The 13,668-nt window shown below is 38.0% G+C and carries 10 protein-coding genes; 3 read left to right on the top strand and 7 right to left on the bottom strand.

Annotated features, from left to right (window positions below):
- The first annotated feature begins 22 nt into the window (after nucleotides 1-22).
- Together CUN60_RS01025 and CUN60_RS01020 are read left to right on the top strand one after the other, a co-directional pair.
- Complete coding sequence (locus tag CUN60_RS01025; protein WP_102950242.1) at nucleotides 23-742, top strand: UDP-2,3-diacylglucosamine diphosphatase; 720 nt, start codon at nucleotides 23-25, stop codon at nucleotides 740-742.
- 257 nt (nucleotides 743-999) lie between these two features.
- Nucleotides 1,000-2,202, top strand: coding sequence for a DesA family fatty acid desaturase (locus CUN60_RS01020; RefSeq protein WP_102950241.1), 1,203 nt, complete (start codon nucleotides 1,000-1,002; stop codon nucleotides 2,200-2,202).
- Between the two features lie 29 nt (nucleotides 2,203-2,231).
- Here the strand turns inward: CUN60_RS01020 and CUN60_RS01015 are convergent, their stop codons facing one another.
- The 6 genes from CUN60_RS01015 to dnaA all read right to left on the bottom strand — a co-directional run bounded on the left by CUN60_RS01015 (nucleotide 2,232) and on the right by dnaA (nucleotide 8,812).
- Nucleotides 2,232-2,711: a cytidine deaminase gene (locus tag CUN60_RS01015; protein WP_102950240.1), complete on the bottom strand. Its 480-nt coding sequence runs from the start codon at nucleotides 2,709-2,711 to the stop codon at nucleotides 2,232-2,234.
- Nucleotides 2,712-2,715: 4 nt separating this feature from the next.
- A complete protein-coding gene (locus CUN60_RS01010) occupies nucleotides 2,716-2,952 on the bottom strand; it encodes a CBU_0592 family membrane protein (RefSeq protein ID WP_102950239.1) in 237 nt (78 codons plus the stop codon).
- Nucleotides 2,949-3,770, bottom strand: coding sequence for a phosphorylase family protein (locus CUN60_RS01005; RefSeq protein WP_102950238.1), 822 nt, complete (start codon nucleotides 3,768-3,770; stop codon nucleotides 2,949-2,951). Before CUN60_RS01005 ends, CUN60_RS01010 begins: the two co-directional genes overlap by 4 nt.
- 22 nt (nucleotides 3,771-3,792) lie before the next feature.
- Entirely contained in the window at nucleotides 3,793-6,195 is a 2,403-nt protein-coding gene (gene gyrB / locus CUN60_RS01000; protein ID WP_102950237.1) for a DNA topoisomerase (ATP-hydrolyzing) subunit B, read from the bottom strand.
- A 70-nt stretch (nucleotides 6,196-6,265) separates the two neighbouring features.
- On the bottom strand, nucleotides 6,266-7,369 hold the full coding sequence (dnaN, locus tag CUN60_RS00995) for a DNA polymerase III subunit beta (protein ID WP_102950236.1): 1,104 nt from the start codon (nucleotides 7,367-7,369) through the stop codon (nucleotides 6,266-6,268).
- 15 nt (nucleotides 7,370-7,384) lie between these two features.
- Nucleotides 7,385-8,812 (bottom strand): chromosomal replication initiator protein DnaA, encoded by a 1,428-nt coding sequence (gene dnaA, locus CUN60_RS00990; RefSeq protein WP_102950235.1) that lies wholly within the window; start codon nucleotides 8,810-8,812, stop codon nucleotides 7,385-7,387.
- A 415-nt stretch (nucleotides 8,813-9,227) separates the two neighbouring features.
- On the opposite strand from dnaA, the gene alaS reads away from it, so the two are divergent.
- A complete protein-coding gene (gene alaS, locus CUN60_RS00985; protein ID WP_102950234.1) occupies nucleotides 9,228-11,846 on the top strand; it encodes an alanine--tRNA ligase in 2,619 nt (872 codons plus the stop codon).
- A 76-nt stretch (nucleotides 11,847-11,922) separates the two neighbouring features.
- Here alaS and CUN60_RS00980 read toward each other — a convergent pair whose 3' ends face one another.
- The gene (locus CUN60_RS00980) at nucleotides 11,923-13,563 is read right to left on the bottom strand and encodes a carbohydrate-binding protein (protein WP_102950233.1); all 1,641 of its coding nucleotides are present in this window, start codon (nucleotides 13,561-13,563) and stop codon (nucleotides 11,923-11,925) included.
- Between the last annotated feature and the right edge of the window lie 105 nt (nucleotides 13,564-13,668).

Here is a 13,668-nt window from a genome sequence, read left to right as displayed (position 1 = left end):
CAAATGCAAATATATCCAGACAATGAAATTAATATTTATTTCCGATTTACATCTAAAACCAGAATCTAAAGATAAAAACCAACTCTTTTATAAGCTACTGCAAGAATGGAAGAATAATATAACAGCATTATATATCCTTGGTGATTTTTTTGATTACTGGCTAGGTGATGACGATAGCAACAGCTTCATTGAAGAAATGAAATCAAACCTGAAAGCTTTTACCAGCGCAACTCCTATTTATTTTAAAGGGGGCAATCATGACTTTGCCGTTGGTAAAAGATTTGCTCGTGAAACAGGAATTAAACTGATAAAAGATTTATCCGTAGTTGAAATTGGCAATAGAAGAATACTGTTAAGTCATGGGGATACTTTCTGTACCCTAGACATTGGTTACCAAAAAATGAAGCGAATTTTACAAAACCCATTATTAATGTTTATCTTATTGAAATTCCCATTAAGCTTCAGATATAAAATCAAGGAGAAGCTCGAAAATAAGTCTGGCGAGCATACGAATACCAAACCACCAGAGACGTATGAAGTCGTAGATAAAAGCATCCTAGAGTTTGTCAAAAAAAACAATGCAAATACAGTAATTCATGGACATACCCACCATCCCGGAGCATATCTGATCAAAGACGCAATTAGACAGATCGAGCGCTACGAAATTCCAGATTGGGAAGATCATATCCCAGGCGGTTATATTGAGGTTGCTGAAAACAAAATCGAAATAATTACCAAATAAAATTGATTTTTAAAATTACTGTGGTATAATAGTATTTAAATAAGATAAATCTGAAAATTGATTATCATTATTATGGAGAGAGATTCAGACGTTTTCAATTACGTAAATGTCTGGTGTAGTCATTTTGACTACTTCAAATCAGCTGCCTTCAGGCAACAAATATTATCATAGCAAAACCCCTTCCGTGCTTTAGCTTCTTGTGTTTGTGTGACCTGTAAATAAAATCGCAGCTACATTGTTTATTTAGGGTTATTATCATGAGTATTTTAAATTATTTTCTAAACTGGCTTGGACATGGATTCTTCGATCTTCCATGGTGGGGCTATATACTGGTTACATTGGGTTTAACACACATAACCATCTTGACAGTTACCATTTTTCTGCATAGATGTCAGGCACACCGTGCAATTGAATTACACGCGATACCTAGCCACTTTTTCCGCCTTTGGGCATGGATGACAACAGGAATGGTAACCAAAGAGTGGGCAGCAATTCATCGTAAGCATCATGCATACGCAGATAGAGAAGGTGATCCGCACTCTCCACACATTTATGGGCTTAAAGAATTAATGCTACGTGGCGCAGAATTATACAAGGAAGAAGCCAAAAATAAGGAAACCGCAATAAAATATGGTAATGGTACTCCAGATGACTGGTTGGAGCGTAATGTTTACTCGAAATATGACTCCCTTGGAATATGGTTAATGCTGGCTATTAATGTAATGTTATTTGGTGTAATCGGAATAACAATCTGGGCAGTGCAAATGATATGGATTCCTTTCTTTGCAGCTGGTGTTATTAATGGATTGGGACACTGGTTTGGCTACCGTAATTTTGAGAACCCGGATAAAGCAACTAATCTTGTGCCATGGGGTATCTTTATCGGTGGTGAAGAATTACATAATAACCATCATACCTTTGCTACTAGTGCCAAATTTTCTGCTAAATGGTATGAATTTGATCTAGGATGGATGTGGATTCGCATTATGGAAATGTGCAAATTAGCTAAGGTGAAGAAAACTATTCCTGAAATGTACACGACTAAAGCTCCCAAAATGCTACCAGACATGCAAAATCTTGAAGCAATTGTAACTAATCGTTATGAATTAGCCGTTAAATTTGCCCGTGATCTAAAAGCTGATTACAAGACGGAAGTTGCTAAATTAAAAAGTTCTGTAGCAGATAAGCTATCATGGAGCAAGGCAAAAACTCTTTTAATTAAAGATAAAGAGTTGCTTACCCCTAGTGAACAATCTACGGTTGAACAAGCTTGTAAGCAAAGTCCGGTTTTACAGAAAATTTTCGCGATGCGTGAAGAACTAAGTAAATTATGGGCACGCTCTACCTTAACTAAAGAAGAGCTAGTTAAAGCCCTACAAGACTGGTGTAAGAGAGCTGAAGAAAGTGGAATTGAAAGTTTACGTAATTTTTCGTTGAGACTACGCTCAGTCCATTGTTAATTAAAAAGCTGGCTTTTAAAGCCAGCTTTTTAAAATTCACTATTAAAAGCAAATGGTAGCAAATCCGCTACTGAATCCACAATGTGTACCGCGCCACTCATACCAGACATTATTATCCGGATATTTTGTTTTTGCCTAGTTTCAAACTCAAATAAGAACTGTCTACATTTTCCACAAGGGGAAGCAGGTATATCTGTTCGTCCATTTTGGGTATTATAACTAACGGCAATGGTCTCAATTTTATTTCCAGCATTTAATTCATTTACTAGACCTAGAACTAATGTTTGCTCAGCACACATACATACTGGATAACTAACATTTTCCTGATTTGATCCTTTAGCGATATATCCATTGGTTAATTTAGCTATAGCACCAACATGAAATTTAGAGTAGGGCGCATAAGCACTGTTTGTAGTTTCTCTAGCTAATTCGACAAGCATTTTATCAGCTGCTGTTAGTTCATGTATTGAATCAAAACAAGTATAATTAATAGTAATTTGCTTATTCATAAAACTATTTTTTTCTTCGTAAATATTTTACTATACTATGAAGACTAATTAATGTCCAAGATCCTTCAAGTACGATAAAGCCATATTGATGTTCAATATAAGCTGTAATTGTTAAGATAAATGCACCAACAAAGTTAAGCCATAATGCACGATCTTTATTTTTAATTACTTCTGTATTATTTATGAAGAAGGCACTTAGTAATGCAAATGCACCAATTAATGAGAATAATTGAACAATCATGCTACTTCCTCAGCTGCCATATTTTTTATTAACCTGACCCCAAAATCTACTGCATTTTGAATAGCAAGATCTTGTGCTTCTTTATCATTAGAGAATGGATCATCGTCGCCAATAACACCAAGAACACAGCCACTTTTTATACTATAGCCTAATAGTTTGGCATAAATTTTTGATAATACAAAAATATGTGAGCTTTCCATCTCTGTAGCCATTACCCCATAAGCTTTCATTTTATTTACAAAGGAGATACTATCCTGACCTGAAGGCCCGCATAGAAACTCTCTAGCAAATAAAGAGTCTTTAGTATGTACAACTCCCATTCTCACGCGGTAGTCTACTTCTTTACGTACATTATTTGCTACGCAAGTAAAATCGAGTGAGGCAACAGCAGGGAATTGATATGGTACATAATTTACGCTGGTAGATTCATCACGAACTGAGGCTGTAGCAAAAACAACATCTCCAACGCGGACATCTGGTTGCATGGAGCCAGCAGTTCCTACCCGCAAAAATCTTTTTGCACCAAGGATAATCAGTTCACTTAAAATCAAATCAACACTAGGTGTGCCCATCCCGGTGGAAATAGATGCAACTTTAAAGGTTTTTCCGTTGATTTCCATATCACCCAAATAAAGATGATGTCCCCGTTTACTTTGACGGACAACCACATTGGTAAAGTATTTATCAGCAATACTTTGCGCTCTATCATTAGAACCTGGGATAAAAACATAGCGCCCAACATCGCCATTACCAAGAAAATCTTCACGGCAGGCATGAATATGGTGGGGTTCAAATGTCGCGAAATCAATAGTTTGCATTTTTGGTTCCTAAAATATTGGGTTAAATATCAACATTTCTTGCCATCAGGGCATTACTTTCAATGAAATTACGCCGTGGCTCAACCTCATCACCCATCAAGGTACTAAATATATTATCTGCGGCAATAGCGTCTTCAATAGTAACTTTTAGAAGGCGACGTACACTTGGATCCATTGTCGTTTCCCATAGTTGTTCCGCATTCATCTCTCCCAGACCTTTGTAACGCTGAATATTCATGCCTTTCTTGACTTCACCCATCAGCCATTCAAGACCTTCAGCAAAGCTATTTACCTGCTTACCATTCTCACCTCTGCTTATCATTAGATTAGCACCACTAATTGTAGCGACCATTTCCGCAGCTTTAACAATTCGCGAATAATCGCCACTTTCGACAAAATACCCATCTAAATTGGTAATGATATAATTACCATGCTCAATTCGAACGATTTTTAAACGATAAGTTTGTTTTATATCATCAAACATAGCTTCAAAGCTTACCTTGTGCCCGCTTAATGCACTTGCTAGTAATTCGCATGCTTTGTCTGCTGATTCTTGCGTTGTTAGACTTAATCTTGGTAGGTGTAGTAGTGCACCTAATACTACTTTATCCATAAATCTGCCATGAGATTCAATTATTTGTTGCGCTTTTAGAAATACTTTGGCACAGTTTGCAAGAGACTCTTTTTCAAGTAGGGTTTGTCCATCTGCCGTGAATTTGGCTTCTGTCAGAGCTAATTCAAGAAGGTATTGATTTAATTCGTCTTCATCTTTTACATAACGTTCATTTTTACCCTGTTTAACTTTGAATAATGGTGGTTGGGCAATATAAATATGTCCACGTTCAACCAATTCAGGCATTTGACGATAAAAGAAAGTTAATAATAGTGTCCGGATATGTGCACCATCGACATCGGCATCCGTCATGATAATAATGCGATGATAACGTAGTTTATCTGCATTATATTCATCTTTACCTATCCCGGTACCAAGAGCTGTAATTAGGGTTGCAACTTCTTGTGATGATAACATTTTATCAAAGCGAGCTTTCTCTACATTGAGAATCTTACCTTTTAACGGCAAGATTGCTTGATTTTTCCGGTCCCGTCCTTGCTTAGCAGAGCCACCCGCAGAGTCCCCCTCGACTAGGTATAGTTCGCTATTTGCCGGATCTTTTTCTTGGCAATCAGCAAGTTTACCCGGTAATCCCATACCATCAAGAATACCCTTACGCCGAGTTAATTCACGCGCCTTACGTGCCGCCTCACGCGCTCTAGCGGCTTCAACGATCTTGCCACAAATAATTTTGGCATCAATCGGATTTTCTAATAAATATGTTTTTAAAGCTTCATTAACTATCTCTTGAACTACAGGAGAGATTTCTGATGAAACTAGCTTGTCTTTAGTTTGAGAAGAAAATTTCGGATCTGGCAATTTAACCGATACAACACAGGTTAGCCCTTCGCGCATATCATCACCACTGGTTGTTACCTTGGCTTTTTTGGCAAGTTCCGTTTCTTCGATATATTGATTAAGTGTCCGCGTCATTACTGTACGTAAGGCAGATAAATGTGAACCACCATCGCGTTGCGGAATATTATTGGTAAAACACTGGATATTTTCTGCATATGAATCATTCCATTGCATGGCAACTTCGACACCCATACCCTCTTTTTCACCATTACAATGAAAAATCTTTTGATGAAGTACACTTTTACTGCGGTTCATATAGGCAACAAAGCCTGAAACCCCACCCGAATAGGCAAAATTCTCTTCTTTACCAGTCCGTAAATCTGCCAAAATAATATTTACGCCATTATTAAGAAATGAAAGTTCGCGAATCCGTTTTGCTAGAATATCATAATGATATTCAACCACACCAAAAGTCTCGCTACTCGCCATAAACTGGACTCGAGTACCTTTTTTACCACTAGGAGCATCACCTTGTAATTTTAATGGGGCAACGGCATCACCATGATTAAATTCCATCCAATGTTCTTTACCATCACGCCAGATAGTCAGGCGTAACCAGTCAGATAAGGCATTAACTACTGATACCCCAACCCCATGTAAACCACCTGATATTTTGTATGAATTACTATCAAATTTACCACCAGCATGGAGGACAGTCATGATTACTTCTGCAGCCGAGCGCCCCTCTTCTGGATGGATATCAGTTGGAATACCACGTCCATTATCTTCAACTGAAATTGAGTTATCTTCATGGATGATTACTTTAATCGCATTACAGTGCCCAGCAAGAGCTTCATCAATTGCATTATCCAGTACCTCAAAAACCATATGGTGTAAACCAGTCCCATCTTGTGTATCACCAATATACATTCCTGGGCGTTTACGTACTGCATCAAGACCTTTTAGGACTTTAATACTGCTACTATCGTAATTTTGCTGATTAATTTCTGTCATTTTTCATCCTTTTAGAAAACCACTTGGGTTCAGTCTAAAGCTTATTTAGTATTATTTATTAAGCACCCATTTAGGCACGTAATGGCATGATTACATATTTGAAATCAACTTGATTAGGTACTGTTACAAGCACACTACGCTGATTATCAAAAAATGCCCACTGTAAATTTTCTTCATCAATATTATTTAAAACATCAAGAATATAGCTAATATTAAAATTTAGGCGCAATTCAGCATCATTGCCGTACTGAATACTTAATTCATCACGGGACTCTTCCTGATCTTCGTTACGGCAACTAACTGTTATTAAGTTTGGTTTTAATTCCAAAACAATAGTTTTTAATTTATCTATTCCGATTACAGCTACTCGCTGGACAACCCGCAGCAACTCCTGCCGATTAATCAGACATAACTTATCATTGGTTAATGGTATAACCCGTTCATAATCAGGATACTTGCCATCAATAACCTTAGTAATCAGTTGTTTGTCTTCAGTCTCAAACATTACTTGGTTATTATAAACCTTGATAGTTACCGGATTATCGCTATCTTCCAAAAGGCGAGCGAGCTCCATAACCGTTTTACGAGGAACTATTGAACTAATATCTGGCAACATATCTGCCAACGGAAAATTAACATAACTCAAGCGATGTGCATCTGTAGCAACTAGGCTTAACTGATTATTTTTCACTTCCAGAAGCATACCATTCAAAAATACACGACTGTCATTTACTGCCATTGAATATTGAACTTTACTAATTAGCTCACGTAAGTTGCGTTGGGAAATCACTAACTGTCCAATACAGTCCTCATTTACGCGTAGCAATGGATAATGATCCGCTGGCAAGCTCTGTAGCGTAAATTTAGCGCGACCAGACTTAACTGTAACCTTATTATCTGTAATGCTTAGAACAACCTCTGTTTCAGGCAAAGCTTTCAATACATCCTGTAATTTCTTGGCAGGAACAGTTATCGCCAAATCATCACCCTCAATCCCAGACTTGACCAGCAAAGTTGCTTGAATTTCCATGTCATTGGCAATGATTGTCACCAAATCGCCCTGTTTTCTTAGGTAAACATTTGACAGAATCGGCATGGTCTGTTTTTTTTCGACAAAGCCGGTTGTCAAAGCCAGTGGTTTAAGTAGTGCATCTCTTTGAAACTTTAACTGCATGATATACCCCAAAAATTAATTTTGCAACATCTGAATTAATAATTTGTATTCGCGCTCGATTTTCTCATCCTTTTCACGCAACTGAGAAATTGTTTTCTGCGCGTGAAGAACAGTGGTATGATCGCGTCCACCAAAAGCCTCTCCAATAGCAGGTAAACTGTGCTGGGTAAGCTCTTTGGAAAGCGTCATTGCTATTTGCCTTGGTCTGGCAATCAGCTGTGTCCGCTTACTAGAAAGTAAATCCGAAATTTTAATTTTATAAAAATCACACACAACCTTCTGAATATCATCAATTGACACAGTACGCACTTCACTGGCAATAATATCGATCAATGCTTCCTTCGCTATGGCTATACTAAGCCCCTTACGTGAGAATTTAGCATGATAAATCACCTTATTCAGTGCTCCCTCAAGCTCTCGCACATTGGATTTGATATTTTGTCCGATAAAAAAAGCCACTTCGTCATCAAGATCTATATTGCTGCGCAAAGCTTTATTTTTAAGAATCGCGACTCGCATTTCCAGCTCTGGTGGCTGAATTTCTACGGTTAGTCCCGAGGCAAATCTTGAAATTAGACGCTCATTTAAGTTGTTGATATTTTTTGGAAAAGTATCGCAGGTCATTATAACTTGTTTACCTTTATCTAAAAGGTTATTAAAAGTATAAAAAAATTCTTCCTGCGTTTTAGTCTTATCTCCGGCAATGAATTGAATATCATCCATTAGAAGTAAATCAAGACCATTATAATAACGTTTTAATTCATCAAACCCCTGTCGCATTGATGCCTTCACGACATCCTGAATATAATCATTTGCATGTAAATAGCGGATCTTAGCATTGGGGTTTTTGCGATAGATCTCATTTCCTATTGCCTGCATCAAGTGAGTTTTCCCAAGCCCAACCCCACCATAAACAAACAGAGGATTATGATTCCTATTTCCCGGGTCTTGGGTAATATGCATGCCAATAGCATAGGCAAGTTGATTCGAATTACCACGAATAAGACTATCAAAAGTAAAATCTTTATTCAATTTTGTTGACTGATGCAGCTGTGTCAAAACCTCTTTTTCAACCTTTGGTTTAATAGAGTTTTTGCTTCTTGAAATCGCAACACTTTCAATTTCAAGCACAGGCTCAGCTTTGACTAAAAGATTCGAGCTATTTCCTATTTCCTGAGTTATTTTAGCAGCAACAGGCTTATCTACAATGAAATCTACCTCTGTGCCATTATTAAGCTCCTGAAGAATGGAACTAACTTTTGCCCAATACTTTTTGTTGATAAAATCATGAATTAGGCGATTTCCGGCAACCACTTCCATTTTTGAATTATTTGCACGCGGAATAAGATTTCTGAACCAAGTATTATATTCTGCATCTGAAATAATTCCCTGTTCTTTAATCAGCATAACACATTGCTGCCACACAATTTCAAATTCTGTCATTTTTTTCTCAATAATTCATTATACCCACAGCAATAAAAGAAGCTTTTAATCTATTACAAAACCGAATCATTACAAATAAACAAATATACAAGACAAGTTCAGATTTTTGTTGAACCAGGCAATCTTCATGCTGTGGCAGATAGGTGATCAGGAATTAACCCAACCTTATGTATCCGAAATATCACATTATTTTACCAGAAGCAGGCTTCCCTCATCGCTAATTCTTAAAAACGACTAACAACAAAGCAAAATGACTGGTTTTATTTTAAAATTCATCGCGATATATCAAGCAGTTTAATAGTTATTCATCATATTTGATTTTGAATAGATCAGCTAAGCTCAATTAGCCTTAATAACAGACAAGACAGCATGCTAAAATAATGGGTTATAACTAATTTCTCTATTCAGGACAAGTATGCAAGTTAATCAGATTCGTAATAAATTTATCGATTTTTTCAGAAGCAAAGGGCACGAAGCAGTAAAATCAAGCTCGTTGATCCCTCATGATGACCCTACTCTTTTATTTACTAATGCTGGGATGAACCAGTTCAAAGATACATTTCTTGGTTTAGAAAAACGTGATTATACTCGAGCTGTTACGGCACAAAAATGTGTTCGTGCTGGTGGTAAACATAATGACTTAGAAAATGTTGGTTATACTGCGCGCCATCATACGTTTTTTGAAATGCTTGGCAATTTCAGCTTTGGTGATTATTTTAAAACTGATGCAATTAAATACGCGTGGGAATTTTTAACTTCTCCAGAATGGCTTAATTTACCCAAAGATAAACTGTATGTAACCGTTTATCATACTGATGATGAAGCATTTGCTATCTGGAATAAAGAAATTGGAATTGATGCTAAGCGAATTATCCGGATTTGTGATAAACCGGGTGGTGGTTCAGATAATTTCTGGCAAATGGGTGAAACTGGTCCTTGTGGTCCATGTACTGAGATTTTTTATGATCACGGTGAAGGTATCTGGGGTGGCTTACCGGGAACTCCTGAAGAAGATGGCGATCGTTATATCGAAATCTGGAATAATGTCTTTATGCAGTTTAACCGTGATGAACAGGGTAATTTACATCCACTACCTAAGCCATCGGTTGATACTGGTATGGGAATAGAACGAATTTCAGCAGTTCTACAGCATGTGCATAGCAATTATGAGATTGATCTTTTTGTAAATTTAATCAACAGTGCTAGTGCAATTACTAATTGTACCGATAAAAACAACGCATCGTTAAAAGTACTAGCTGATCATATCCGTTCGGTATCTTTCTTAATTGCTGATGGAGCTTTGCCGTCGAATGATGGACGTGGTTATGTACTGCGTCGTATTATCCGGCGTGCAATTCGGCATGGGTACAAGCTTGGACGCCGTGAACCATTTTTCTATAAACTAGTGGCAACATTGGTCACCGAGATGGGTGATGCTTATCCTGAGTTGATTCTTAATCAAGAGTTGATTGAGAAGACTATTCAGCAGGAAGAGGAGCGTTTCTTCCAAACGATTGAACATGGAATGACTCTTTTGCATGAACAATTACAATCTAATATCAAGCAGTTATCTGGTGAAATTGCATTCAAACTCTATGATACATATGGTTTTCCTCTAGATCTAACACAAGATGTTTGTCGCGAACATGAAATTACTGTTGATATCGAAGGCTTTGAAAAACACATGGCACATCAGCGGGAAATGGCAAAAGCAGCAGGTAAATTCAAAATGAGCGATGCACTAGAATATAGCGGCTGTGAAACTATCTTTGCTGGCTATGCAGCTACCTCGTGCGAGGCTAAAGTTACGGCTCTTTATTATGATGGTCTTGCTGTTAATGAGCTAGTTGCAGGGCAGGACGGAATTATTGTTCTTGATAATACAGTATTTTATGCCGAATCCGGTGGACAGGTTGGTGATAGCGGAACAATTGCCATTAATGGTGGCGCTAGCTGCTTGTTTGAAGTTAGCGATACGCAAAAGATTCGTGCAGCAGTACATGGGCATAGCGGAAAATTATCTATTGGTAGCGTAAAAGTTGGCGATAAGGTAGTTGCAACGATAGATCTACATAAACGGATGGCAACGGCGCGTAATCATTCGGTGACACATCTATTACATAAGGCACTACACGAAGTAGTTGGAGCACATGCTACGCAAAAAGGTTCATTGGTTAATTCTGATTATACCCGTTTTGATTTTGCTAATGATAAAGGGCTAAGTCAGGAACAGGTTGAAGAGATTGAACGAATTGTTAATCATGTAATTATGCAGAATTATCAAGTTCAAGTTGCCGAAATGAGCTATGATGATGCGATCAAAAATGGCGCAATGGCATTATTTGGTGAGAAATACGGCGACAAGGTGCGAGTGGTTAAAATGGGTGATTTTTCAACTGAGCTTTGTGGCGGAACCCATATCAGTCAGACTGGCGATATTGGCTTTTTTACCATTACTAGTGAAGGTGGTGTTGCCAATGGCGTACGCCGGATTGAAGCTATAACTGGTGAAGCGGCACTAAAACGGATGCAAGCAAATATGGCGATTTTGGATAAAGCTCGTGATCAGCTAAAAGCGCAAAGTAATGATATTGTAAATAATAAGATTGAAAGTCTAATTGCGGATAACAAAACATTAGCCAAAGAGATTGCCGAATTGAAGGCCAAACTGGCAAGTAGCCAGGCAGATAAACTTCTTGATCAGGCAACCGCAATCGCGAATAATGCCAAGCTTCTAGTATTACGTATGGATAATACCGAAAGTAAAACCATTGTTGAATTAATTGATAAATTCAAAGATAAACTAGGTAGCGGTGTTGTTGTGATCGGTGCAGTTAATGGTGAACGCGTTAATCTGGCAGTTGGGGTTACCAAAGATTTGACTAATCAGTATAAAGCCGGTGAAATCGTTGGTAAACTGGCAACTATTGTCGGTGGTAAGGGCGGTGGACGTCCTGATCTGGCACAAGCTGGTGGTACTGATATAACTAAAATTGATCAGGTACTTGCCGAAGCAAAGGCAATTGTTAAATAAAAAGACAGCATTAGCTGTCTTTTTATTTTGAATAGCCGCAAAAAGCCCTAAAAACTAGGGCTAAGATTGGAAAATTTTATTGTAACCCAGAAGCAAATGCGTTTAAGTACTGAAGAGGAGCAGTTTGCATTGCAACACCACCAACTGAACTACTACATGTTATGGTGGCATTATCATTGATACATGATGCATCACGATCAAATGACCAGTAATGAACACCTGCAAGACCATTAGCTTTTGACCAAGCCGCAATATTTTTTGCATCATTCAAACTAACGATATTATCTTTTGAGTCATTAACACCAATCATTGGCGTCAATTCAATTTTACTAAACGGAATCCCAAAAGCCTTGCTTACATTTTTTGCTGCCTGCTGCGCTGACAAATTCATATCGCAATTAGTTCCTGCGGTATTCATGATACATACAGCTGAAGAAGAAGGTCCATAATCCATAACCATCAAATTGACTGAGAAATTAATTCCCTCTTTCTTTGCTTGTGTAACAACTTCTTTACCAAGTGCATTTAAATTGCCGCCATCAGCAGAAGCCAAGGTTGCTAAGGTAAAACTAATTCGTAAAGAAGGATCTTTTTTTTGTGCGTAAGCTATCATTTTTATCAGCTGAGTTAAGTCTGTTCCATGTGGACCAGCTTCAATATCAAAATCTAGACCGACAAAATTAGCTGATTTATAACGATTAATAAATTTATCCATACCAGCTTCAGTTGAACAGGTAAAAGCTCCTACTGCACCACCAGTTGAAACAACATAATTCAGCCCTTTTGCCTTAAATGCATCAATATTTGGCTGGGCAAAAGAAGTAGCCGACATCCCACCCCAATTTTCATTACCACATTCACCAGTTGCAAATGCCCATGAAACTGTCTTCATTGCTGTAGTCGCAATTACATCACTCAACGGTGTAGGTGATGCGGCTGAATTATTCATAACTTTAGTTGCCATAAGATTAGCACTACCCCAAATAGCATTAATTCCTACGTCTTTATATGCACTAAAAAGTATCCCTTCAACTGGTACTGGAACCGGAGCTGGGGTAGGCACTGGAGTTGGAGATGGAACTGGTGCAGGACTTGGCGTTGGGGTTGGAGATGGAGAATCTGCCAATTCCCATGCCTGTTGCCATGCACTTCCAGCACCTGGTGCATATGCCCATTCCGCAGTATTATTACACCAAGGAGCTACCTGTTCGGATAAACATTTATATAGCTTACCATCTGAGCCTTCAACTACTGTTCCTGCAATATATGAACCACGTTCTGCTGGATAAAGTGGATAATTGCCACTTGGTTCTGGCGTTGGGGTAGGAGCTGGAGCCGGAGCCGGGGATGGAGAAGGTGTTGGCTCTGGGGTAGGAGCTGGTGCAGGAGTCGGTATAGAGCCACATTCTGTAATTCTTGTCCATACTTTACCAGAACCAGTAATACCACTATTATCAGCTGGATTTTCTCCTTGAGTCCACCAATTATTTTTGTATTCAATACCCTGATAAATAACCAATGCACCAGCTTGAGTATAAGCCTTGGTACTATCCCAAACATCAACGCCAGCACAAATATCAGCTGAACGCCCACTTAAACTAGAATTATTCATAGTAGCTCCGTTAGCAGCAGATACTCCACTGTTACAACCTGCAAGTAATGCAGCTACCATTGATGATGTCAAGATATTTTTTTGAATTTTAGTAAAATTTCTCATGATTTCCCTCTTTTCAATTACTATTTACCAATTACAGGAGTGATTATATAAACTGTTAGTCTATGAAGTAAATAGCGAAATCATGATAACTACTTATCGGATTTT

This window comes from Aquella oligotrophica (genome assembly GCF_002892535.1).
GTDB lineage: Bacteria > Pseudomonadota > Gammaproteobacteria > Burkholderiales > UBA11063 > Aquella > Aquella oligotrophica.
Note: the sequence above shows the minus strand (reverse complement) of the source record. Positions and strands in the feature narration are given on the sequence as shown.

What these genes read in the sequence shown, in the direction of transcription:
- CUN60_RS01025 (WP_102950242.1), top strand. Translation starts at nt 23, where the DNA reads ATGAAATTAATATTTATTTCCGATTTACATCTAAAACCAGAATCTAAA.
- CUN60_RS01020 (WP_102950241.1), top strand. Translation starts at nt 1,000, where the DNA reads ATGAGTATTTTAAATTATTTTCTAAACTGGCTTGGACATGGATTCTTC.
- CUN60_RS01015 (WP_102950240.1), bottom strand. Translation starts at nt 2,711, where the DNA reads ATGAATAAGCAAATTACTATTAATTATACTTGTTTTGATTCAATACAT.
- CUN60_RS01010 (WP_102950239.1), bottom strand. Translation starts at nt 2,952, where the DNA reads ATGATTGTTCAATTATTCTCATTAATTGGTGCATTTGCATTACTAAGT.
- CUN60_RS01005 (WP_102950238.1), bottom strand. Translation starts at nt 3,770, where the DNA reads ATGCAAACTATTGATTTCGCGACATTTGAACCCCACCATATTCATGCC.
- gyrB (WP_102950237.1), bottom strand. Translation starts at nt 6,195, where the DNA reads ATGACAGAAATTAATCAGCAAAATTACGATAGTAGCAGTATTAAAGTC.
- dnaN (WP_102950236.1), bottom strand. Translation starts at nt 7,369, where the DNA reads ATGCAGTTAAAGTTTCAAAGAGATGCACTACTTAAACCACTGGCTTTG.
- dnaA (WP_102950235.1), bottom strand. Translation starts at nt 8,812, where the DNA reads ATGACAGAATTTGAAATTGTGTGGCAGCAATGTGTTATGCTGATTAAA.
- alaS (WP_102950234.1), top strand. Translation starts at nt 9,228, where the DNA reads ATGCAAGTTAATCAGATTCGTAATAAATTTATCGATTTTTTCAGAAGC.
- CUN60_RS00980 (WP_102950233.1), bottom strand. Translation starts at nt 13,563, where the DNA reads ATGAGAAATTTTACTAAAATTCAAAAAAATATCTTGACATCATCAATG.